The sequence below is a fragment of the Phaeocystidibacter luteus genome, from assembly GCF_008933115.1.
Taxonomy (GTDB): Bacteria; Bacteroidota; Bacteroidia; order Flavobacteriales; family Schleiferiaceae; genus Phaeocystidibacter; species Phaeocystidibacter luteus.
Map to the genome: position 1 here is coordinate 22,874 of NZ_WBVO01000001.1, position 24,725 is coordinate 47,598.

Genomic DNA, 24,725 nt, shown 5'->3' on the forward strand with positions numbered 1-24,725 from the left:
CTTAATGGGGATTTTAACTGGTGTTAACTTGAAGTGATTCTCATTCGGAGTAAACGTTCAGTTGCTAAATGATTGATAAATAGCCCGTTTGCTGACTGTGTTGTCGCAATGTTGAAGCTTCAATCAGCGCCGATTTTATGGGGTGCCTGGCGTATTATCGACTGCCATTACGCTCGGAAATAGCAAAATGAGAATTGGAGTTGTGAATGGATTGTATAGAACCCCGACAAAGTTTCCTCACTTCCCCTCATTCCAAATCCTCCAGCTTTCATCCGCTTGATGATGAAGCATGCTCAGTCCATTCAAGGTTCTAGAGCCATGGGCCATTCCAACTTGTAAGAAGATGGTCGCCTCTGGATTGTAAATCAAATCCACTAGAAAGTGAGTCGATTCAATGAGTTCGAAGGGGACAGGAGGATGAGCATCGGCATTTGGATACATTCCAATCGGTGTGGTGTTGATGATCATCTGAACATAGGGCATCACCGAGCCCGTGAGTTGATCATAAGAAAGTTGACCGGCCTGTGGGTTACGCGAGACGAATGCGTAGTTGATTCCTCTGCGCTTTAACGCGTATGCAACGGCTTTACTGGCGCCACCGGTTCCCAGAATTAGGGCTTTCTGATCTGATGGCTCCAGGAAGGGGAGTAGGCTTCTCTCAAAACCGATGTGATCTGTATTAAATCCCTTAAGTGTCTTCCCCCGCTTTACGATGGTGTTGACCGCACCTATGGCGCGTGCATCCTCGTCAAGTTCATCCAAATAAGGGAGGATAGCTTCCTTGTAAGGGACGGTGACGTTCCATCCGATGAAGTCCTGGTCTTTGAGCGATTGGAAGTCCGAGATTTCGTTCAGTTCGCAAGTGACATATTCCGCATCTGTTATTCCTTCTTTTTCAAACTTAGTACTGAAATAATCGGGAGAGAAGCTGTGCGAAAGTGACTTGCCGATGAGTCCGAATCTGCGCATTACTCTGGGTTTACTTCGCTTGAGCTGCCAAATTTCTCAAGAGCGAAAATGAGGATTGCTCCGCCAACAGCTAGGCCGATAGCCATCCAGAGTTGAGGATCGGCGGTAACTTGTCCAACCACCTCGCCATTCAAAACTTCTGGCGTGGTAAAGTCTGAAGGAAGAACCGTTCTTTCGACCACATTTACAATCTCTTCATCAACCTCACCAGCGTGCTTTACCATCACTTCATCAACCCTTTTCCAAGGCCAAATCTTATTCAAGGATCCAAGTAAGAATCCAGAGAGTAGTGCAATAGTCAAGTCGTGATACTTGGCAAACATCACCTTTAAAACGCGTGCGAAAGAGAGTAGTCCTACTACAGCTCCAACTCCAAATACGGCAATAATGACAAGGTTTCGTTCGTGAATTGCTTCGAGCACAACCGCATAGCTTCCAAGAAGGACGAGAATAAAGGATCCTGAAATACCTGGTAGAATCATTGCACAAATAGCAATGCTACCGCTCAACAAGATGTACCAGAGGGCTGAGTTGGCCCCTGAGGCCGGAAGTATGGTGATCCAATAGGCGATTACCGCGCCGAGGATAAACGAAACAACGGGAGGTAAGCCCCATTTTTTAACCTGTTTACCGACGAAGAAGATACTGGCGAATACCAATCCAAAGAAGAAGCTCCACAACAATACGGGCTCATTTACGAGCAGCCACGAAATTCCTTTTGCAAGAGAGGCGATTGAAATGCCAATACCCACGAACAGTGAAACGAAAAACCAGCCATTGATATAATCCCAAGCGGCTTTTAGTCCATCCTTTTTCAATGTTCTAAGTGCCTCGAGATTTACGCGATTGATACTTTCAATCAGTTCCTCATAAATGCCCGTGATAAAGGCAATTGTGCCTCCAGACACCCCTGGTACTACATCTGCAGCGCCCATTGCAAGACCTTTGAGGGTGATCATGGCGTATTGTGGGAAAGTACGTTTGCTATTCACAGGGTGGTTGTTTGAGGGCTAATATAGGGTGATTATCTAATGTGATTCTCGCAAAAACGCAAATAGCAAAAACGCGATTTGTGGTGGCGAGCTGTATGGGGTTCCCCCGCCGGCTGGCGGGCAAGCTGCAAAAAAAATGCAAAAAGTAAATACGCGATTACTTTTTATAGAATTTTGATGATTATGCCTGAACTAACGATGTGCCTGAAATCAGGGAATAATTGATAGTTAGGAGCTTTGAATGTGAAAACACACACACGTTTCAATATTGCACTTTGCGTTTTTGCGAGAACCAAGTCACACAAAAGCGCGAGAATCGCCTCACGGCTTGTACTTCTGCAAAACCTGCATCAACTCAAAGTCATCCATTAAGTGTGGGAAGTAGTTGATGATGGCTTCGCCAACGGTAGAGCCGTTTTCCAATCCTTTTGTGAGAATGCTAAAGGCTTCATCTCGTTCGTCCAGACTGAATAAATATCCAGCCATAACCGCGTGAAGCTCATCACTGTCGGGGTTAAACTTGATACCTTCTTCCAACTGCGCCATTGCCTGGTCAACCATATCGAGGTCTAGCAACAGCTCCGCGTAATCGATGAAGATATCAGGCTCATGGAACCCTAATTGCAAAATAGATTTGTAACATTCTTCCGCTTCGAGCAACATGCCTACCTTTTTATAGATGTCGGCGGCAATGACATAGTAGTCCGGATTCTCCTTGTCGAGAGAAACGGCCTTTTTAATCGCGTGAATGCTTTCGTAGTATCTCTCTTGGTCGAGGTAGATCAACGCCAACTCCAAGTGCGCTTCGTCTAACTCCTCATCCAACTGAATGGCATGCTTGAAGGCGCGAAGAGCTTCGTCTTGCTGACCCATTTGACGGTAGCAATTGCCGATTCGGTAGTAACTATAGCCTGTAGGCTCGTCACTTTCGAAGGATGCTCTAAGCGTATCTGCAGCCTCTTGGAACAGTCCCATTCGTTCGAGCACGCGAGCCTTCTCATAGTAGGCGGCTGTGAACGAATCGTCAATGACCAAGGCATAATCCAAAGCCCAAACAGCCTTTTCGAAGTTGTTCATCTTCGAATACGTAATGCCTAAGTGGTACCAAGCAATTTCGTGATATGGATTCTTTTCGATGTACTGCGTAAAGAACTCAATGGCCTTCTCGCCTTGGTTCAACATATCAAAACATACGGCGAGGTTGTAGAGCAACAACTCGTCGTCTGGGAATTCATCTATGGAGAGCTTGAGGAACTTTACAGCCTCTTCATATCGACCTAAACTCTGGTATTCTGCGGCAATCATCGGATAGATGTCGCCTCCGTCTTGAGCTGTTTTAATGGCAGATTTAAACAAACGGATAGCCTGCGAGTGCAACCCTTGCTTAGAGGCAATGGTAGCTCGTGCGATGAGCATGTCGGCATTGAACGGGTCTAGCGACTCCGCGCGATCAAGCTCTTGCTCCGCCAAATCGATTTTATCCATCGCCACGAGGTACTGCGCACGTTTCAAAGGAAACGCTGCTACCTGCGGGTGCTGGCTAGAAGCGATGTCAATAGCATGTAGGGCTTTCTGGTAGCGACCTGTTTCCAGGTAGTATTCGGCTATGTACTCGAATTCCTCTACGTCGAAGAACCTCACATCCTCTTCCTTCATCATTCTTTCAAACCGCTGTATGAGGAGCTCGGTATCGGGTTGTTCTGCGTCAAACATGAATGATTGTTTTGAACCTATCTCAAGGTATCTTTTTCAATCGCTGCAAAGATACTGTGCCTCAAGCGATTTTCAACAGAGTAATCAACATGCTTTCAAAGCCGTCTAACAATGCTTTATTTTGAAGCTCAAATTATCATCAGCCCTTGGAAAAGAAGCTTGAAATCCTCGCGCAATCGCAAGGTATATCTATAAAACGTACAGAATCGATAATCCGTTTGATCGACGATGGTGCAACCTTGCCATTTATGGCCAGATACCGGAAAGAAGCGACCGGCGGACTGGATGAAGTGCAGCTCGGAAGTTTCATCGATGAGCTAAATCGTCTCAATGAACTCGAGAAGAGAAAGAAATCTATCCTGAAATCAATCGATGAACAGGGTAAGCTCACTCCCGAATTATCGGCACAAATTGAAGCGTGCTGGGATCTATCCACTCTAGAGGATATCTATCTCCCCTATAAATCCAAAAGAAAGACAAAGGCCGACGTAGCCATTGAGGCGGGGTTACTTCCCTTAGCCAAACAGATTATGGCCCAGAATCAGTCGGACCTAGAGGCCGTGGTACTTCGAACCGCGCCTTCGCACTTGGATTATGAAGAAGCGTTAGCCGGTGCAAAGCACATTATCGCTGAGTGGGTCAACGAACGAATCGCGCTAAGAAATCACTTTCGCAAAGCAATTGAACGCGAAGGTCAACTTGTTTCAAAATTAAAGAGAGGGAAAGACGCCTCAACAGAAGAAGCGCAGACCTACCTCGATTATCATTCTCATTCTGAATCAGTTCGACGTGTACCGTCACACAGGTTCCTCGCCATGAGACGTGGCGAAAAAGTAGGAGTGCTTTCACTCTCCATCGAAATTAGCGACCATTCCATCGAAAATGCATTGAATCGTTTCATTGTAAAAGGAAGTGGTGAGCTTTCCGCAGCGGTGCTTGACGCAGGACAAGATGCCTGGAAGAGACTTCTCCTCCCATCGTTGTCGTCCGAAGTGTTTACCGAACTAGATGCGAAGGCTCAAGAGGCAGCTATCGACGTATTCGCCTTAAACCTTGAACCTCTCTTACTTCAACCTCCGGTTGGAAACGTCCGAACACTTGCCATAGACCCCGGCTTTAGAACGGGTTGTAAGGTAGTCTGCCTCGATGAATACGGTCGGCTTCTTCACAATGAAACCATCTATCCGCATCCTCCCCAGAAGGAATGGGCCGAGGCTCAAAAGAAGTTGCGCACTCTAGTTTCAGCGTATAAAATCCAAGCGATTTCAATAGGAAACGGAACTGCTGGCAGAGAGACCGAACAATTGGTTCGAAATACTCGATTTGATTCTGAGATTCAAGTGTACGTTGTCAACGAGGACGGCGCATCCATATACAGTGCTTCTAAGATCGCTCGTGCTGAGTTTCCCGATAAGGACGTGACCGTTCGAGGTGCGGTGAGCATTGGTCGACGCCTTCAAGATCCGTTAGCCGAACTCGTAAAGATTGAACCACAGCACATCGGCGTTGGTCAGTATCAGCATGATCTCAACCCAAAAAGACTCGAAGAGCGATTGAGCCGAGTAGTGGAGAAGTGCGTGAATGCGGTCGGAGTAGAACTCAACTCAGCTTCTGCATCGCTGCTAGAAAAGGTGGCGGGATTAGGTCCCTCACTAAGCACAGCCATTGTGAACTACAGAAATGAGAACGGCGCATTTAAATCGAGAAAGGACCTTTTGAAGGTGCCAAGGCTCGGCGCTAAGGCTTACGAACAGGCCGCAGGTTTTCTTCGCGTTTCAAACTCAGAAAACATACTGGATACAACAGGTGTGCACCCGGAGCGATATGCGTTAGTGACTCAAATAGCGCGTTCCGTGAAGTTGAAACCGGCAGATGTTGTTCGAAATTCAGAAGCAATTCGTTCCATCAATTGGAGCAGCTTTACGAGCGACGATGTTGGGTTGCCAACGTTGGAGGATATAAAAAATGAACTGCTTCAACCTGCGCGTGATCCTCGAGGTTCGGTGAAGGTGTTCGAGTTCGCCAACATCCGTTCCATCTCGGAGCTTTCTATTGGTATGGAGCTGCCGGGTATCGTGACCAACCTAACGGATTTTGGAGCTTTTGTCGACCTGGGAATCAAGCAAAATGGGCTTATTCACATATCTCGACTAAAAGACGGCTACGTAGCCCATCCAAGCGAGGTGCTGCAAGTTCAGAATCACGTAAAGGTGCGAGTTGAAGAAGTTGATGAGCGCCGAAACCGCATTGGATTGAGATTAATTGACAGGATTTGACCATTTCTGGTACGTAGTTCCGAAATTTGGACACCCAAAACCGAATATAGATATGACACTCATAAAGTCGATTTCAGGAATCAGAGGAACCATTGGTGGAGCACCAGGTGACGCACTCACCCCAGTAGACGCAGTCCAATTTGCTGCTGCCTATGGCACATGGCTTCAACGTCGAAATAATGCTGGCGCACACCTAAAGGTGATGATTGGCCGCGATGCTCGTCCGAGTGGCGAAATGGTTTCAAATCTGGTTTCATCCACTTTGGTTGGACTCGGAATCGATGTTGTTGATTTGGGATTGAGCACAACGCCAACCGTCGAAATGATGGTTCCCGAGTTCGGAGCAGATGGCGGAATCATCCTTACTGCTTCGCATAACCCAATCAACTGGAATGCACTCAAGCTGCTCAACGAAAAGGGCGAGTTTGTAAATGCTGAAGATGGCGCGCAAATCCTCAAAATTGCCGAGGAAGCCGACATGAACTTCGCTGAGGTAGAGAAACTGGGGAAGTTGACTACCTACGAGCATGCGATTTCGGATCACATTAAAATGATTCTCGACCTCGATGAGGTTGACGTTGACGCCATAAAAGCAGCGAATTTTAAAGTTGCGATTGATGCAGTAAACAGCACTGGTGGAATTTCTATTCCGCCACTGTTGAAGGCACTTGGTGTAAATGATGTGGTTGAGCTTTACTGCGAACCAACGGGTATTTTCCCGCATAACCCAGAGCCGCTAGAGAAGCACCTTCAGGATATCATGAAGGCAGTTCCTGAATCTGGAGCAGATTTCGGTGTTGTTGTAGATCCAGACGTTGATCGTCTGGCGCTGATCTCCGAAGATGGTAGCATGTTCGGCGAAGAGTATACACTTGTCGCTGTGGCAGATTACCTACTCGAGCGTACAAATGGTCACGCTGTGAGCAACTTGAGCTCTTCGCGTGCGCTGCGTGACATTTGCGACAAGCACAATAGCACGTACTCAGCCTCAGCCGTTGGGGAGGTGAACGTGGTTACAGAGATGAAGGCAAAGGATGCCGTAATCGGTGGCGAAGGCAACGGAGGAATCATTTTTCCCAAGCTTCACTATGGCCGCGACAGCCTCGTTGGAATCGCATTGTTTCTCACTCACCTAGCCAACAAAAAAATGAAGGTGTCAGAGCTCAGAGCTTCGTATCCGGATTATTTCATGGCTAAAGAAAAGATTCAACTCACGCCAGAATTGGATGTAGATGCTATCCTCGAAAAGGCGGCAGCTGCATATCAGAATGAAGATGTGAGCACTATCGATGGGGTGAAGATCAACTTCGCTAAAAGCTGGGTTCACTTGAGAAAATCGAACACAGAGCCTATCATCCGAGTATACACTGAGGCTCCTTCAAAATCAGAAGCAGACGAACTGGCTCAACGCTTCATTGGAGAGCTTGGAGAGTTTGCAAAATCATAGAGACAAAGTCCATTTGTATCTTTGCTATCTAACAGAATTGCCATGAGTACAACCGCACAGCTTTCGCAATTAGAAACCGAGTTCTCGGAATTTCGTGAGAACATTTTGGGAATCAATGAGTCAATTGACACTCCTTTTGGCCAAAAGCCTTTGATTTACGCCGACTGGATTGCGAGTGGACGGCTTTACGGTCCAATTGAGGATAAAATGCGAGAGATGGGGGCGTATGTGGCGAATACACATACCGAAACGTCTTACACCGGTGCGGTTATGACATTGGCCTACGCCAAGGCGAGAAAGGTCATCAAGAAGCATGTGAACGCTTCCAAGGATGATGTTCTTCTCACCGTGGGGACAGGAATGACGGGTGCGGTTTTGAAATTCCAACGTATTCTAGGTCTCAAAATCAACGACAAGTTCCGCGCTCAAGTAAGTATTAAAGAGGATGATAAGCCGATTGTGTTTGTCACCCACATGGAGCACCATTCCAATCAAGTTTCATGGCTCGAAACTATAGCCGATGTGGTTGTGGTTCCATGTAAAGACGACGGCTTGGTCTGTCTTGATACGTGGCAGGAGACAATCGACAAATACGCTCACAGAACGTGGAAGATTGCTGCGATAACGGCGGCTTCAAATGTGACGGGCATAGAAACACCGTACCACGAAATCGCCAAGATGATTCACAAAGCCGATGGTTGGTGTTTCGTTGATTTTGCGTGCAGCGCGCCATATGTGGACATCAATATGCATCCAGAAGACCACGACGAGCGTTTGGATGCAATCTTCTTTTCTCCACACAAGTTCTTAGGAGGTCCAGGTAGTAGTGGCGTTGTGATTTTCCACAACTCACTTTACAACAATAAGCAGCCAGACCACCCCGGTGGAGGTACAGTGATGTACACGAATCCATGGGGCGAGCACATTTATATCGATGACATTGAAGTGCGTGAGGACGGTGGAACCCCGGGTTTCTTGCAAGCTATTCGCACTGCTCTCTCAATCGAGTTGAAAGAGGAAATGGGCGTGGATAGAATCATGAAGCGTGAGCATGAGCTTGTATCGTACATGATGGAGCGCTTATCGGCGCATCAGAATATTGAAATTCTTGCTTCGCCACACCAAGAGCGACTTGGAGCGATTTCACTAGTGATTAAAGATCTTCACTACAATCTCGGTTCGAGATTGATGAATGACCACTTTGGCGTGCAGGTTCGTGGCGGTTGTTCTTGCGCGGGAACGTACGGTCACCTTTTGTTGAGTGTAGACCGAGACCACAGTGATATCATCAAGAATGAGATTTTGTCGGGAGACGTTTCACACCGTCCGGGATGGATTCGTGTGAGTCTGCATCCAACGATGACAAATCAAGACGTAGAGTACATCTGTACCGCTATTGAAGGTGTGGCAGACAACCACGTGGAGTGGGGGAAGGACTATGATTACGATCCTTCGCACAACGAGTTTGTACACAAAACCTACAAGTACGACGTACAAGACCGTGTAAACGGCTGGTTCAATAGCTAATGAATACCAATACGATTTACCTCGATAATGCCGCTACAACACCCATTGCGCCTAGTGTAAAGGAGGCAATGATTAAAGCGATGGAGGTGTTTGGAAATCCGTCATCCACCCATGGCTACGGGCGTGAATCGAGGATATTAATCGAACAGACGAGAAAGAAGATTGCCAAAGAGCTCAATTGTGAGCCAGGTGAGATATTCTTCACTTCTGGAGGAACGGAGGCGGATAACCTGGCCATTCAATCTTCTGTACGCGATTTAGGTGTAGAGCGTATTATTACCCTTCCTACGGAACACCACGCAGTCGTTTATCCTGCTGAACACTTGCGGGATAGGTTCGGCGTTGAGCTCGTTTTCCTGAAGGTGAATGAGTTCGGTGATATCGATTTGAATGAACTTGAAGCGTTGCTCACGAGTTCGAGCAAAAAGACTCTTGTTTCCGTTATGCACGGGAATAATGAGATTGGAAACTTGATGGATATTGACGCGATTGGTGATATCTGTAAGACCCATGAAGCTCTATTTCACAGTGATACAGTGCAAACCATCGGTCACTTTAAAATCGATTTGGCCGTAACGAAGATTGATTTTATCACATGCTCTGCCCACAAGTTTAACGGCCCCAAGGGAGTTGGATTTTTGTTTGCTAGAGGCGGAGTGAAAATCCATCCACAGAATTTTGGAGGAGGTCAGGAGCGTAACATGCGCTCTGGGACAGAAAACATCATCGGGATTGCTGGTTTAGGTGCAGCCTTTGAGCTTGTTTGCTCAGATCGAGAAGAGGAAGAGACTCGTCTCAATGGCTTCAAGCAGGACTTGATAGAAGGTATTCGAAAGGTTCGATCCGATGCAATGTTCAACGGCCGTAGTGCCGACATTGGGAAGAGTCTTTACACTGTTCTCAGCGTCGCATTGCCACAGGATGGAAAGAATGACATGCTCCTTTTTCAATTCGATATGAAAGGCATTGCCATCTCAGGAGGAAGTGCGTGTAACTCCGGAGCTCAAAAGGGGTCGCACGTGATTGAATCTATTCGACCTGATGTTCCTACCCAAAACTTAAGAATCTCTACCGGGCGGTACACCACCACAGCAGAGATTCAGAGTTTCTTGGAAGCTTTTGCTGAATTGACTCAGCAATAGGTACTATACAAAACGGTACATTTCGGTAAGGTCTTCTTGACCTTTCACGATGCTGTCGAGTACAGAAAGCTCTCCTGTTCCCACATCGTATACCCAACCATGAACGGAAGGTCCTTCGCCTTCCTTCCAGCTGTCTTGCAAGAATGGAATGCGAGCCATGTTTTGCACTTGTTCCTTCACGTTGATTTCAACCATCTTGCGATTCTTCTCCTCTCCCGAGAATTTATCGACTTCGTCTTTGTGTATGCGATAGATGTCAGTAATGTGATTTAACCAAGTATCAATAATGCCATGAGACGCTCCACTTAGCGCGGCAGCAACACCACCACATCCGTAGTGTCCGCAAATTACAACGTGCTTAACCTTGAGTACTTTAACGGCGTAGAAAACGACAGACAGAAGGTTCATATCTGTGTGAACCACCACGTTGGCAATGTTTCGGTGAACGAATATTGTACCTGGCTTTGAATCGGTAAGTTGGTTTACAGGAACGCGGCTATCGGCGCAGCCAATCCATAGAACTTCGGGACTTTGACCTTTACCTAGAGCATCAAAAAGCTCGGGAAAGTTCTCATTAATGTTCTTGATGTACTGCTTGTTACCCTCTAGCAGGGCGTCTAGAGTATGTGACATAGGGTCTAATGTTTATAAGGTACAAGATAATAGACGCCAACCTGAATCCGCAGTATATCACGGAATAATTGTCACATAGCCCTTGCGCTCGCCGTCTTCAGAATAGAATACATACACGTAGGTATCCTGCTTGATGTTTCCATCTTTAAAGCGACCATCCCAGAATTCTGAGAATGGAGTATCGGTCACGAAGACCTCTTGACCCCATCTGTTCATAATCACGAAGCGCGTATTTCGCAAACACGTATTGCCCTTGAGTAGCAAGACGTCATTTACACCATCGCCATTCGGGGAGAAGGCGTTTGGTATGTATATCCTATTGTCAATTCTGTCGATATCAAGCTCGAATTCGTAATTCCAAATCGAATTACACACGTCGTCAACAATGGTAAGTTTTACGGTTTGAACTCCAGATCGCGGGGCTTTGGTGTCGGGGAATTTATCCCACTCAACCGTTCCATCTTCCCATTCCCAGCGATAGCGGTAGTAAGAGGAATCGTTTTCATACCTCACGTCAAATCGCCCATTCTTGCAATCGGACGGCGTGATGTGCACCACCGGAGCTTCTATATCGGTAACAAAATTGACCACCGCTCTAGTCGTATCGAACTTATTGCAAGCGGTATCCTCCGCGATCATCGTAATGGTGTACTGTCCTTCTTGAGGGTAGGAGTATGCGGGTTCGAAGCCAGTCAGAATGTCTCCATTACCCATGTTCCAAGTGTAGTTGGTCGATTTCCGACTTTGATTTGTGAGGTACACTGTGCGAGTTGCATCACAAACGGTGTAGTCAACCTCAAAGCCTGCTTTAGGTGCAATTCCTGTGTCGTGCACGATTGTCAAGTATGCGGTGTCGGAAATGTCGCAGATCGTGTCTATCGCTACTAGGCGGATTTGATACGTTCCGAAATTCACGTAGTTAACGATAGGCTCGGAAAGAGGGGAAGCGACCCCGTTGCCAAACTCCCATTCATACACGTTAGCGTTACGTGAGTTGTTTGTAAACTGAACAGTAAGCGTGTTACAAACCGTGTCAACATCCACTGTGTAATCAATATCTGCCGCAGCTTCAATGCTCACGTCGAAATTGAACTTAACCGATCCCAGATTACAGTTGCTGCTTCGGTTCGTTTGGCTGTAAGCACCCGCTGTGGTTGGGAATGAATTACTTCCTCCGCAACCTGCGCAAACAGCCTGGTAAATTTGTCCATCCGGACTAAAGCGACTTGTTCCGCCATCAACGTGTTCACTTACGCTACCTCCAAAATACGTGGCGTAGGATAGGGATTGACCGTTTGCGCTGAGTGACATGAAGTAGAAATCACTTCCGTCGGTGCTTGTCTGTTCTGCATCACTTGTGGTTGGCAATCCGCGTACATTTCCCCCTAAGAATCCAGCTTGTGAATTCACGGAACCACCCCATCCACTCAAAAGGATATTCAGGCATTCATCTACATTGAAGGCCGTAGGTACGAGGTTCATGTTATTATTAGCCGAGCTGCCAAAGGCTGTGGAGAAGATAGAGGAGGATAGGTCGTTGTTAAACTTGTGAATGAACTGTCGGCTAGAACCGTAGCTCCAAGCTCCTGAAGTCTTGGGATAGTTACCTGAAGATTGCCCGAATACGTAAATGGCGTTGTACTTATCCGAATCAATCAAAAAGCTTTGGTCGTAAGTTGATGTTCCGAGATAGGTAGCAACGGTAAGCGCTCCATTGGCGTCGAATCGTGCGATATATCCGTCTGTGTTGTTGTTGTATGTTGGGTCGAACCCATTGGTGGTTCCCGGAATAGATTGACTGTTGGTGCCGCCCGTGATGAAAACGAATCCATTGTCTGCCACCTCAATTCCATAGCCTTGGTCGGCGCCAGTGCCACCATACATCGTGCTCCATATGAAGCTTGATGCATTCGAGTTCAGCTTCGTAATTCCCGCGTCACACTGGCCCGCAATGCCACCGACATTTGAATTTACTAGAGGATAATCGCTACTGAAAGTGGTGGTGACCACATAAATGTTGTCGTTTGGATCTACGATTACTTCTCCACGAGAACCATCGCCGTAATTGCGTTGGATAGCTGTGTTAATGGCTTCTCTTCCCGAGCCGCCGATATAGGTTGAACCCACGAGGTTGCTACCGTTTTGGGAGAATACCGCGATGAATGCGTCGGTCCCTGCAGGGAATCCGTAAAATGGATTGTTGAGAGGGTAGAAGCTGAAAGGCACTGTGTTTGGACCACCGCCAAAGGTGTTGTCTGCTGAGTTGGCCGAGGTAGGGAAGTTTGATGACCCTGTAACTCCATAGACGATGAGTTGACCTTGGCTATTCACAATCATAGAATGGGGCTGGTCGCTCTCACTGCCACCGAGGTAGGTAGCGTAGAGAAGTGACTTTCCATCTGGACTGAATTTGGAAATGGTCGCGTCTACATAAGTGAGATTCGGACTAGGTCCATCGGTGAAGTTAGGATCATAGACACCGTTAGTGGTCGGATATCCCGTGCCAAAGCAAATCCCAGAACCATAGAGACCGCCATTCAAATCGTAAGTAGCAGAAAATCCCCAATTATCTGATGTGGAGCCTGAAAATGTTGAAAATACGACGGTTGGATCAATGATGAGCGGTAGAGAGGAATCATATGCTCCAACATCGAAGCTTGCGACCCCGTTGCTCAACTGAAAGGAAGATGGGATGATTACTTTTTCGCCATTCACAATCTGATAAACGACAGGTGCCCATTCAACAACATCGCCAAAAGGGGCCTTGTAATGCAGTTCACCTTCGATAATTTCCATTTCGGTTCCCACAACACTCCATTGGATTGCAGTGGGGTTACCTCCAGGATTTACGATAAAGTCGTATTTGAAATGGTCGTCTTTCGAGTAGTACCGGATATCGATGTTCGGATAGAAGTCGTTGTAAGTGACAGAGCCGTAGAGTGGGACCTCGGAAGCCCATTTGCTTTCGTCGTTGCCTCTGAAATAATTCCTATGATACGGGGCTTTATGCCCACCGCTACTTGGAGCCATCTTATTTGCGCCGACATACTCGACCGTATATGCGATGCTCTGAATGCGATTGAACGGCACAACAGGTTCATGATGATGACCTTCATGGTCGTGGGCATGGTGCTGGTGTTGGCCGCGTGAAAGTTGTTCTGGATTGAGAAGGTGAACGGAATAGCCACCTGGCTCGAAGAAAACACCGCCGTTGTTGAGGTTCAGGCTATAGTCGAATGGACCTTCCCATTGACCTTGATTTGCTTCAAAAATGGCGTGCACACTCATTCGCTCTGCTTCAATTTGAGCAAAGCCGCCAAGTGATAGCAGGGTGGCTATCAGCATGTAAAGCGAAGAATAGAGTTTGCGCATACTATCTAAAATACGATGGATTAACGACTTTGTTGCCTGTGGGTCAACCATCGTGCCATCTTTTCTCGTGTTAGGTCACTCTCGTCGCGTGAATGAAAAGGGAGGTCTTTTTACCTTTTCCTAGCGCGAAGAGAAAATCTGAATCGCTCTCCTGAACTTTAAGTCGTTTCCGAATTTCTTCTGGTCGTTCATAATAGTAACGCGACACAATGGCCAAACGTTGCGGTAAATTCTTCATTTTGTAAGGTTTACCGATATCATATATACGAAAAACTCTACCTGGAAAGGCCTCATGTGGCTCATCGGATGTGTAAAGATTTACCTCCTTCAACGGTTTAACCAATCCATTTTGGAATGCCCACTCATCCGCTAGATTGGCTTTTATAAGCGCTGCTGAAGGATCATATAAGAATTCTCCCCACTCTCCTTGCTCGGGTTTTCTGAATTCGGTCGATGTGAACTTCCACCCATCTTCGTGCAATTCCACGGCTGAAATGTCTACTTCTTCAGTTGATTGCCTGTTCGCAAAAACCAACACTTCCTTCACTTCACCTCTCACGGCTACAACCTCGATGCGGACAACGTTGGAGAGTTCATTAATGATGGCTGAAAGGTCGAATAACGGGGATAGTTTCACACAAATATGCTGACCATACTCGAGAAGTGAAGGCCAGAGTTCCGTGAGGTTTGGGGTCATTCGATGCAGGGCAACCGTTCGTTTTCCATCTTCGTTTCTCCTTGAAGGATCGAGGTAAATCCAATCGTACTTCTCCGAGTTCGATTTCATGAATTCCTCAGCCGTTGAAACATGAAGGTGGATATCTACGCCAAGCGACTTTAAGTTGTGAACGGTTCTTTCCGCGAGTTCTGCGTTTGGTTCTATACCGGTGAGCTTGGTACTTTTTTGTCCAATTTGCCACGAGTCAATTCCACTGCCGAGCGTAAGGTCCAGGACATTTCCGGACATCTCCGTCGCTTTATATTTGGCTGTTATTGTGCTGCTGGCCTGCGAGAGATTCTCGACAGGAGGGAGGTGTAGTCCAAAATTACCAGCCCATTCGGGAACTTTTGTTTCAAGCTTCTTTCTTGTCGAAACCTGCTCGATCATCCACTTGACTTTCTCTCTATCCTCAGGCTTGGCTTTCAGCAAGAGATCAGCGGCATGGGTATGCTTGTGCTCCTCGTAAAAGGCACGTATGTCATCTTCAGCAAAAGGAAGCATAGCTACGCGTTTTTACTGAGCGTCTGGATGAATTTGACGTTGACTTCAAACTCCTTAGCTACAATTCTGAGAATGGAGTACAATGGTACGGCCACGACCATACCAGCAATGCCTGAAAGCGTACCGGCAATAGAGATGACGATGAAAATCTCCAGCGGGTGAGCATTGATGCTGTTACTGAAGATGAGCGGTTGAGAAACCACATTATCAATGAGTTGCACTATGGTAAAGACACCAAGAATCTGACCTGACAGCAACAAGAAGTTGAGGTCGGGTTCGGCTGCAAGCTCCTGACCTAAGCCCAGCACAAGTCCGAAGGCAATGCCTACGATTGGTCCAATGTATGGGATGACATTCATGGTTGCGGCGAACAGCGCGATGATGACTGCATTTTCGAAGCCGATCAAGGTGAGTCCTAGGTAAACCATAAGGAAGATGGAGGAAAGTTGGATAACAAGCCCAACGATATACCGGGTAAGTGTTTTCTTCACTTTTGGAACGATATGGCGGATTTTCTCGGTGTACTTATCATTGATGAAGTTATCGATGATGGTATCTGCCAGTTTCTCTTCCTTCAAGAAGAAGAATAGGATGAAGGTGACGGAGAAAATGGCGATGGCAATGTTGCCCATGCCGGACACAAGTGATCCGAAGGTGGATTGAACCGTATCGATACTGATGATATTAGTCAACGTTCGAGGTCCTTCCTCCCCTTGAGTAGAGGAGCCATCTGTATTCAGCACGTCCTCTAAGATTTCCCAATCACCCGCGAATTCTTGCAGATAGGTAAACTCATTTTCGAATCGGTGGAAGAGATGTTGGTAGTCGATTTTACCAAGGACGCCAATTTCATGAACTACAGCAGGTGCTAGAAGACTAATGGCTCCGGCAAAAGTGCCGAACATAACGATGATGGTAATCATGGACCGTAGCCAAATAGGCATGGGTTTGCCTTTGATTTGGATGCGATTCAGAATGCGGACAATTGGTTTGCCTAAGAACGTGAGGATACCTGCGATAATGAGGTACACAATCATCGCTTTCACGGTATACAATAGCCAAGCGATTCCACAAATAAGCAGTAGCCATCCAATGAGTTGGAAAGCGTTCTTCACGAAATCATTCATCTTGAACATAGACCGAACCGTTAAATGCGTAACTAATCAAATTTGCTCCCATTTGGAGGGCTTTGAGGCGAACAGACTCTGGGTCGTTGTGAATTTCAGGATCTTCCCAGCCATCTCCAAGATCCGCTTCAAAGGTGTAGAAAACGGCAAGCCTGCCATCAATGAAAATTCCAAATGCTTTGGGACTTCCACCGTCGTGCTCGTGAATCTTAGGTAACCCTTCTTCTAGGAGGTAGGGAGCTTTAAAGATGGGGTGAGTGGCGGAGATTTCTGTGAGTTCGAATTCTGGGAAGAGCGATTCTAGCTGGGGACGGATATAGGGATCCATGCCGTAATTATCGTCCACATGCAAAAAACCACCCGCCTTGAGCCACGTTCGAATGTTGTTCAATTCAGCCTCATTCCATTCTATGTTTCCATGCCCCGTCAGGTGAACGAAAGGATAATTCAGTAGGTCGGGAGACCCAGCTTCAACCACCTGATATTCTGGTGATAAGTCCATGTTCAGGTTGTCATTACAGAACGAAATCAAATTCGTTAACGAACTGGGGTTGCCATACCAATCGCCTCCTCCGCGGTACTTCATAACCGCCAATTCATAGGTAGGTGACGCGTTTGAAATGAAGAGAAACGCAGTGGTAATCAGAAGAATAGCTGTAGAGAGTCTTTTGAACATATTTCAAAGGTAAGCGTTTCGATTATCCTGTTCTATTGATTTTCAATCAACTATTCAAGTCTGTAACTCATTGAGGCAACCTTTCATGTGTGAATATGCGTACATTGTGTAAAACAAAAACACACCTGGTGAAGAGAGCGCTACCCCTATTACTTTTTGCACTCTATGCCGTTTCTGGATTTGGGCAATGTATTGAGAGCATGCCTTACTTCGAAGATTTTTCTTCGTCGAGCTTTGTTGTACCCGCAACAGACCCAGCGGCTGGGAGCATACCTACGTGCTGGACAAGAAGTCACACAGCTGGCTTTTATTGGCGTCCAGATCAAGGAACTACAGGAACATTTAACTCCGGACCAAGCGGAGATAAAACTACCGGATCGGGAAAATACCTCGTTTGTGAGGCCGATTTTTCTGCACAGCATACGCTGACAAGTGCTCTGACGCCTTACGTCGACTTGAGCAGTGCTACCAGCCCAGAAGTGCGATTCTGGCGTCACATGTTTGGGTTCCAAATCACCAACCTCATCGTTCAAGTTCAAGAGTTCGGGTCAACCTCGTGGACGAACATTGGAACTTTCGGCAGTAATCAGACATCGAGTACTTCTGCATGGACAGAGGGAGTAGGGTCTTTGGCTGCGTACGCGGGCGATACCATTCGTCTCAGGTTCGTTGCCAGCCGAAACAGTGGTTTCGGAACGCGCGTTCAAACGGCCATCGACGATATTCTCATTGCAGAATCTACCACTTGTGCACCGCCAAATAACCTCAACGTTCAATCGAAGACGGCTACGTCTGTTACTCTCAACTGGTTCACTTCAAATAGTACACCTTCAGCTGAGATCCGATACGTAGAAGCTGGCCAGCCCATCAGCAGCGCAACCATTATCAACACAAATTCTGTACGACCATTTACAGTAACGGGATTAAATCCGAGTACTACGTATTTATTCTGGGTGAGAGACAGTTGCCAAACAGGACAAAGAAGTCCGTGGATTGGACCTCTCAGCGAAACTACAGTTTGTGGAGTGGTTAATGCTCCTTGGACCGAAGGCTTTGAATCGACAGCTTTTGGAAACCCAATAAACTTCAACGATGCGGGTTCAATTAATCCATGTTGGATAAGGGTGCCATCTTCGAATGGGTACCTGTTTTATCCTGGGCCAGGAGCCTTCACGACCAACTTTTCTGGTCCGAGTGGGGCGAAATCGGGTACTAAGTGGATACAGGCTGACCGTTCGGGATTTGGTGCAAACACGAGCGCTTCATTCCGTAGTCCACAAATCAGCTTAAGCCCATTGACGAATCCAGAGCTCAGCTTCTGGTACCACATGTACGGTTCGAACATCAACAAACTTGAAATTGAGGTTAAATCGGCTACGGGACCTTGGACCCTCGTTCGTACAATTAACGGACAGCAGCAGAGTAGTAAAACTCAGGCTTGGGAAGAGGATGTGATTTCACTCTCATCATTCGCAAATAACAATATTTTCATCCGTTTCACAGCATATCATTCTGGGAGCAATTTCAATGCTATAATTGCTTTGGATGATGTGAGTGTCCGTGAGGCACCGCCTTGTCCACGTCCGAATCCGTTTACCCTGTCATCCGTTACTTCAACCTCAGCGACCTTTGCCTTTACTTCGGGAGGAACATCACCATGGCAAATCGAATATGGCACCCCTGGATTCACTCCAGGTTCCGGCACGCTCGTAACCGTAACGACTAATCCAGCTACGATTACCGGCTTGACTCCTCAAACGAGTTATGACTTTTACATTCGGGATACATGCGGCACCTTTGGAGTGAGCCAATGGACTGGCCCTGTGCCGGTGACTACCGACTGTGCACCGACATCGGCGCCGTATGTTGAAAATTTCGATGGATCCACCTGGTCCCCAGGGACTTTTGGAGTCCAAGGAACGCTAGATCCGTGCTGGTCAGCAACCGATGATGCCAACGACTATTTCTGGACGCCATCACCACCGGCATTCGTCAATGCGAATTCTGGTCCACAGGCAGATCACACAACGGGAGTAGGCGACTATCTGTATACCGACGGAGGATTCTTTGGGACGTCAAATGACACCGCTCTTGCGGAATCACCGCTCATAGATTTATCACCGCTTACCACTCCAGAATTGACATTCTGGTATCACATGTTCGGTGCCAATATTTCATCGCTCCGCTTGTATGTAGATGACGGTACAGGTTGGCAGTTGGAATGGTCAAAAACGGGACAACAACAAACGGGCGGAGGAGATGCCTGGAAGGAAGCTGTTGTAAACCTCAGCTCGTATGCGGGGTCAACAATCAAACTGAGATTTGTTGGAAAGCGTACAGCGACAATAGGTAATCAAATGCGAATTGCCATTGATGATGTGGACATTCACGAAGAACCACCTTGCCCAAAGCCAACACAGCTTTCCGTTGGAAATGCCACACTTACAACTCTAGATGTTTCATGGAATACCGCGGGAGGATCAGCGTGGATTATTGAATACGGTCCTAGTGGATTCCCAATAGGAACGGGAACAACAGTAAATACAACTGCTTCACCAACAACAATTACCGGATTGTTACCATCTACCACTTACGATGTTTACATCTACAATGATTGTGGCACGAACGGAACAAGTGATGAGGAAGGTCCAGAATCCGCCACTACACTATGCGGAGTAGTTCCTGCTCCATTTACGGAGACGTTCGAAAGCCCGGGATGGGTGGTTTCACCTCAATTCAATGGCATAGGTGATATTGAGAGCTGTTGGTTTAGATCGGATACGGTGAATTACGTTTGGAAGGTAGAGAACAAGCAAACCTTCCCTACGAATTCTGGTCCGACCGTAGACCACACCACAGGTAGCGGTAAGTACGCGTACACAGATGACATCGGGTTCTCGGCCAATATTTCGAGTCTCCGCACTCCAGAAATTGATCTTGCTCCGTTGGATACACCGGAACTCCGTTTCTGGTATTACATGTACGGTAATAACATCACGTCACTCCAAGTTCAAGTTCGAGAAGGAGGCACCACTGGCTGGAGCACTGTTCGCACTATTTCTGGTCAGCAGCAAACCAACGCAACCCAACCTTGGCAGGAGTCGATTGTAGATTTGTCGGCCTACACAAACAAAACCGTGTTCATTCGATTTGTAGGGAATAAATCCGGTTTCGGAGGTACGGATGTAGCGATTGATGACATTCGAGTCGATGAAAAACCAAATTGCCCCGGACCATCGAATTTGACGGCAACCGGAGTTTCGGAGTCTTCCATAGAAGTAAGTTGGACTTCCGGAGGCGGAACCACGTGGCTTATTGAATATGGTCCTGCCGGATTCATACCGGGCACGGGAACTACTATCTCTGTTCTAAACAATCCGTACATCGTTACAGGATTGAATACCAACACGGCGTATGATTTCTACGTTCAGGATTCGTGTACCAACGGTGGAGTTTCCTGGTCGGAAGGTCCGGCTACGGGCATCACCTATCCATGTCCTGATGCGTGTTTGTACGAATTGAAATTAGAAGACCAATTCTCAAATGGATGGAGCGTAGGAACATCTTTCCACTGGGTTGATATCGTTGTCGACGGAACAGTTCGTTTATACACATTGAGAACGGGTGGAGTGGAAACGTTCTTCGTTCCTGTATGCGATAGTAGCACGGTTGACTTGAATTTTAGAAGCGCTGGATTTGGAACAAACCAGGTAGGCTTCGAATTGCGAGATGCAGATGGCGTACTTCTCTACGATCAGAACTTTGGGTCGTTTACGCTTACCACAGGTAACCAGTTTACGACAACTGCCGTTTGTAATCCGGTTTGTAATGATCCGGTCGGATTAACCATTCAAAACATTGGTCCGAATAGTGCCGATGCCTTCTGGAGCAGTATTTCGGGTGATTCACAAATCGCCTGGGGTACAGCTGGATTCACACCGGGAACACCGAATCAAAGTGGAATTGCATCTGGGCAGGCAGTACTTACGGGATTGACGCCAAACACGACGTACGACGTGTACATTCAGGACACTTGTGACAATGGACTCTTGAGCGGATGGGTTGGACCTGTGACGTTCACAACGGTGAATTGCGCGGCTCCTTCTGCTTCGTTTACGTTCACAACAACGGGACTACAGGCGAGCTTCGACGGCAGTACATCGAGTGCCAACGCAACCACGTATACTTGGGATTATGGCGATGGAAACAATGGGTTCGCACAGAATACGGCGAATACATACACAACGCCGGGGATCTACACCGTACAACTAATTGTGGCAAATGCATGTGGTGATACCGATACGGCAACTCAACAGGTTGTGGTATGTGGCGCACCATCTTCGGTACTTATTTGGAGTACATCGGGATTAGATGTGAACCTCGATGCATCAACATCTGCGGGAATAGGAAACTCGTACAGCTGGGACTTTGGCGATGGTAACAATGGAACAGGGGCGATATTGACCCACTCGTACGGTACTGCGGGGACCTACAATCTTTCACTTTTTGTGACAGACACATGCGGAACAACGGATACACTCATTTTGCCAATCACAGTTTGTGATGCTCCTGTAGCGTCATTTACCTACACGGTTACAGGATTCCAGGTTGACTTTGATGCTAGCGCGTCGGCGAATGCCACGCAGTTCTTCTGGGACTTCGACGATGGGAATACGGCAAACGGGGTGAACGTCAGTAACACCTATGCGGTCAACCAGAACTATGATGTCATTCTATATGCCATCAATGCTTGTGGCGATACGATTTCGGATACGCAGACTATTGCATTGTGTTCGGATCCGAAAGCAGAGTGGACGTACACCGTAATTTCATCAGGAGGAAATGGTATGCTGGTTCAGTTCGATGCTACGGCTAGTATTGGCAACAATTACTGGTGGGATTTCGGCGATGGACAAACCGCTACGGGTACTAATTTCCCTACCCACTTGTATGCGGTGCCAGGCTTGTTCTACCGAGTAACTTTAGTCGTTTCGAATGATTGTGGAGATGATGATACGCTTCAATATAGGCTGAGTAACATCGGACTAGAAGAAGAGGAAGCGCCATCTTTAATCGTCTATCCAAATCCTAATGACGGTTCGTTTGTGATTGATTTGAGCGAGGTGCAACAAGATGTTACGCACTGTTCGCTGGAAGATATGCAGGGCAGAACGGTCTACGAACATCCGAACGAAATCGATGCATTGGAAGACGAAGTAGCCATTCAGACCACTCTGAATGCTGGAGTGTATGTGGTAAGAATCAGGTTCGAGAACGGAACTCAGCAAACAGAATACGTCGTCATTCGATAGGCTTCCATTGACTTTTAGGTAGTTGAGTGTCCACAATCCGAGGTTGATAAACCATCGGGTAGGAGGGCGTTGCGAATAGCTAGATAGTCTTGCATTCCCTATCTTCGCAAGACCTAAATTATCTGTATGAAATCGATTAGCAAACTACTCGTTGCCAACCGAGGTGAAATAGCATTGCGCGTAATGCGTACTGCCAAGGAAATGGGAATCAAGACCGTAGCCGTTTATTCGGAAGCGGACAGAAATGCACTTCACGTGCGTTACGCCGATGAGGCCGTGCTTCTTGGCCCGCCACCGAGCAACCAGAGTTATTTGCTAGCAGATAAGATTATTGAAGAATCACTTCGCCTAGGCGTGGATGCCATCCACCCAGGTTATGGCTTCCTCTCTGAGAATGCAGAGTTCTCGAGAAAGGTTCGAGAAGCGGGAATCTTGTTTCTAGGACCGAAACCAGATGCCATTTCTACCATGGGTGATAAGCTCATGGCAAAGCAAGCTGTTAAATCCTACGATGTACCCTTGGTTCCAGGTCTTGATGAAGCCATCGAAGACGTTCCAGCCGCGAAGAAGTTGGCGGAGGAAATTGGGTATCCTGTACTGATTAAAGCCGCAGCTGGCGGTGGCGGTAAGGGGATGAGAATCGTACACGATACGAAGGATTTCGAGGAACAAATGCAACTCGCCGTCAGTGAGGCTACTTCTGCATTTGGCGATGGAAGTGTCTTCGTTGAGAAGTATGTCGATTCTCCCCGTCACATCGAAATTCAACTTATAGCCGACCAACACGGCAACGTGGTTCACTTGTTTGAGCGCGAGTGTAGTGTTCAACGTCGACATCAGAAAGTTGTAGAGGAAGCTCCTTCTGCAGTATTGACTCCAGAGACTCGTAAGGCTATGGGTGAGGCTGCCGTTAACGTGGCCAAAGCTTGTAATTATGAAGGTGCGGGTACGGTAGAATTCATCTACGATGCTAGCGGCGCATTCTACTTCTTGGAAATGAATACGCGTCTTCAAGTTGAACACCCGGTTTCAGAATTGATTACTGGAGTTGATTTAGTTCGTGAGCAAATACGAATTGCCGAAGGTCACGAATTGTCATTCAAGCAAGAGGATCTTCAGATTCACGGTCACTCTATTGAAGTCCGTGTTTACGCCGAGGACCCAAGAGAGAACTTCGTGCCTGATATCGGAAATCTAAAGGTGTATCAGCGTCCGCAAGGTCCTGGCATTCGCGTAGACGATGGCCTTGAAGAGGGTATGGATGTGCCCATTTATTACGATCCGATGATTGCCAAACTGATTGTGCATGCGGGAGATCGTGAGCAAGCAATGGATCGAATGATTCGCGCCATTGACGAATACAGAATTGCGGGTGTGAAGACAACGCTCCCTTTCTGCCGATTTACCCTTGAGCACGAGGCTTTCCGTTCGGGGAACTTCGATACGCACTTCGTTCAGAAGCACTATGAGCCTCAGATGTTGGATCGCCGTGATGAATCTGGCGAGAAAGTTGCAGCACTCCTGGGAGCATGGTTACTTCAGAATCAAAAAGAAAGCACTTCACAATCCACAGCACAAAGCTCCGTTGGAAATGCATGGAAGCGAAATCGCACAATGTGATAGCACGGTTACTCCTCATAGCATGCCTTCTTTCAACATCAGTATTTGCACAATTAGATACTGCTGAGGGTAAAGTTATTGAGGTAGACTACATTCCGACATACAACGATACCCTTGTCGTATTTAAATACGTGAAGAATGGGGAAATTCGCACTGCCACTATTATTGAAGGTGATACTGTCCGATGGATGGTGCTCGACGAAGTACTGCTAATTGATAAGCCAACGTTCGATTCTGACGAAGCGAGACGTCGTTACTTCATCCTTAAGAGAAAAGTGATGCACGTGTACCCATATGCCGTGCTGGCAGGGAATCGGTTGGACTCTCTGAACTTGCGTTTGGATACACTTTCAGATGATGACGATAAGGATGACTACATCGAAGAATACAATGATTTTCTCAGGGAACGCTTCGAGCCAGAGCTTAGAAAACTTACCAGAAGTGAAGGTCAGATTCTCTGTAAGCTCATCTACCGCGAAACGGGAATGTCGGTTTACGATTTGATTTCTGATTACCGCAGTGGGTGGACAGCCTTTTGGTGGAACGTGAATGCGAATTGGTACGACATCAGTTTGAAGCAACCGTATCTGCCGGAGGAAGATGATGAGGATCAGCTCATTGAACAGATTCTTCAGCGCGCTTTTCAACAAGGACTACTTCAAGAACGTGTGCCGTTCTATCCTCCTTCTGAATAATT

Annotated in this window: 15 protein-coding genes; 7 read left to right on the forward strand and 8 right to left on the reverse strand. The window is 47.1% G+C overall.

Going from position 1 to position 24,725, the window contains the following annotated elements:
• Positions 1-237 precede the first annotated feature (237 nt).
• The 3 genes from F8C67_RS00100 to F8C67_RS00110 all read right to left on the reverse strand — a co-directional run bounded on the left by F8C67_RS00100 (position 238) and on the right by F8C67_RS00110 (position 3,674).
• Complete coding sequence (locus F8C67_RS00100; protein ID WP_151665747.1) at positions 238-969, reverse strand: shikimate dehydrogenase family protein; 732 nt, start codon at positions 967-969, stop codon at positions 238-240.
• Positions 969-1,961: a DUF368 domain-containing protein gene (locus F8C67_RS00105; protein WP_407675829.1), complete on the reverse strand. Its 993-nt coding sequence runs from the start codon at positions 1,959-1,961 to the stop codon at positions 969-971. The genes F8C67_RS00100 and F8C67_RS00105 overlap by 1 nt, the downstream gene beginning before the upstream one ends.
• Before the next feature lie 321 nt (positions 1,962-2,282).
• Positions 2,283-3,674, reverse strand: coding sequence for a tetratricopeptide repeat protein (locus F8C67_RS00110; RefSeq protein ID WP_151665748.1), 1,392 nt, complete (start codon positions 3,672-3,674; stop codon positions 2,283-2,285).
• Between the two features lie 146 nt (positions 3,675-3,820).
• Between F8C67_RS00110 and F8C67_RS00115 the strand changes: the two genes are divergently transcribed.
• From F8C67_RS00115 to F8C67_RS00130, 4 genes are read left to right on the forward strand one after another with little or no spacing between them, the layout of a single operon-like run.
• Positions 3,821-5,950, forward strand: coding sequence for a Tex family protein (locus F8C67_RS00115; protein WP_151665749.1), 2,130 nt, complete (start codon positions 3,821-3,823; stop codon positions 5,948-5,950).
• Positions 5,951-6,002: 52 nt separating this feature from the next.
• On the forward strand, positions 6,003-7,397 hold the full coding sequence (gene glmM, locus F8C67_RS00120; RefSeq protein WP_151665750.1) for a phosphoglucosamine mutase: 1,395 nt from the start codon (positions 6,003-6,005) through the stop codon (positions 7,395-7,397).
• 42 nt (positions 7,398-7,439) lie between these two features.
• On the forward strand, positions 7,440-8,924 hold the full coding sequence (locus F8C67_RS00125; protein ID WP_151665751.1) for an aminotransferase class V-fold PLP-dependent enzyme: 1,485 nt from the start codon (positions 7,440-7,442) through the stop codon (positions 8,922-8,924).
• Entirely contained in the window at positions 8,924-10,066 is a 1,143-nt protein-coding gene (locus tag F8C67_RS00130) for a cysteine desulfurase family protein (RefSeq protein WP_151665752.1), read from the forward strand. Before F8C67_RS00125 ends, F8C67_RS00130 begins: the two co-directional genes overlap by 1 nt.
• Positions 10,067-10,069: 3 nt before the next feature.
• Here the strand turns inward: F8C67_RS00130 and F8C67_RS00135 are convergent, their stop codons facing one another.
• The 5 genes from F8C67_RS00135 to F8C67_RS00155 form a co-directional block, all read right to left on the reverse strand.
• The gene (locus F8C67_RS00135) at positions 10,070-10,699 is read right to left on the reverse strand and encodes a carbonic anhydrase (RefSeq protein ID WP_151665753.1); all 630 of its coding nucleotides are present in this window, start codon (positions 10,697-10,699) and stop codon (positions 10,070-10,072) included.
• 57 nt (positions 10,700-10,756) lie between these two features.
• On the reverse strand, positions 10,757-14,071 hold the full coding sequence (locus F8C67_RS00140) for a DUF7948 domain-containing protein (RefSeq protein WP_170266294.1): 3,315 nt from the start codon (positions 14,069-14,071) through the stop codon (positions 10,757-10,759).
• Between the two features lie 70 nt (positions 14,072-14,141).
• Positions 14,142-15,293 carry a hypothetical protein gene (locus tag F8C67_RS00145; protein WP_151665755.1) on the reverse strand — a complete coding sequence of 384 codons (1,152 nt, stop codon included), beginning with the start codon at positions 15,291-15,293 and terminating at the stop codon, positions 14,142-14,144.
• Positions 15,294-15,295: 2 nt separating this feature from the next.
• Positions 15,296-16,429: an AI-2E family transporter gene (locus tag F8C67_RS00150; RefSeq protein ID WP_151665756.1), complete on the reverse strand. Its 1,134-nt coding sequence runs from the start codon at positions 16,427-16,429 to the stop codon at positions 15,296-15,298.
• Positions 16,413-17,096, reverse strand: a complete 684-nt coding sequence (locus F8C67_RS00155) for a DUF4159 domain-containing protein (RefSeq protein WP_151665757.1) — start codon at positions 17,094-17,096, stop codon at positions 16,413-16,415. Before F8C67_RS00155 ends, F8C67_RS00150 begins: the two co-directional genes overlap by 17 nt.
• Before the next feature lie 128 nt (positions 17,097-17,224).
• Between F8C67_RS00155 and F8C67_RS00160 the strand changes: the two genes are divergently transcribed.
• From F8C67_RS00160 to F8C67_RS00170, 3 genes are all read left to right on the forward strand, one after another.
• Positions 17,225-22,408 carry a PKD domain-containing protein gene (locus F8C67_RS00160; protein ID WP_170266295.1) on the forward strand — a complete coding sequence of 1,728 codons (5,184 nt, stop codon included), beginning with the start codon at positions 17,225-17,227 and terminating at the stop codon, positions 22,406-22,408.
• Positions 22,409-22,543: 135 nt separating this feature from the next.
• Positions 22,544-24,028 (forward strand): acetyl-CoA carboxylase biotin carboxylase subunit, encoded by a 1,485-nt coding sequence (gene accC, locus F8C67_RS00165; RefSeq protein ID WP_223277503.1) that lies wholly within the window; start codon positions 22,544-22,546, stop codon positions 24,026-24,028.
• Complete coding sequence (locus F8C67_RS00170; protein WP_170266296.1) at positions 24,025-24,723, forward strand: DUF4294 domain-containing protein; 699 nt, start codon at positions 24,025-24,027, stop codon at positions 24,721-24,723. Before accC ends, F8C67_RS00170 begins: the two co-directional genes overlap by 4 nt.
• The last annotated feature ends 2 nt before the right edge of the window (positions 24,724-24,725 follow it).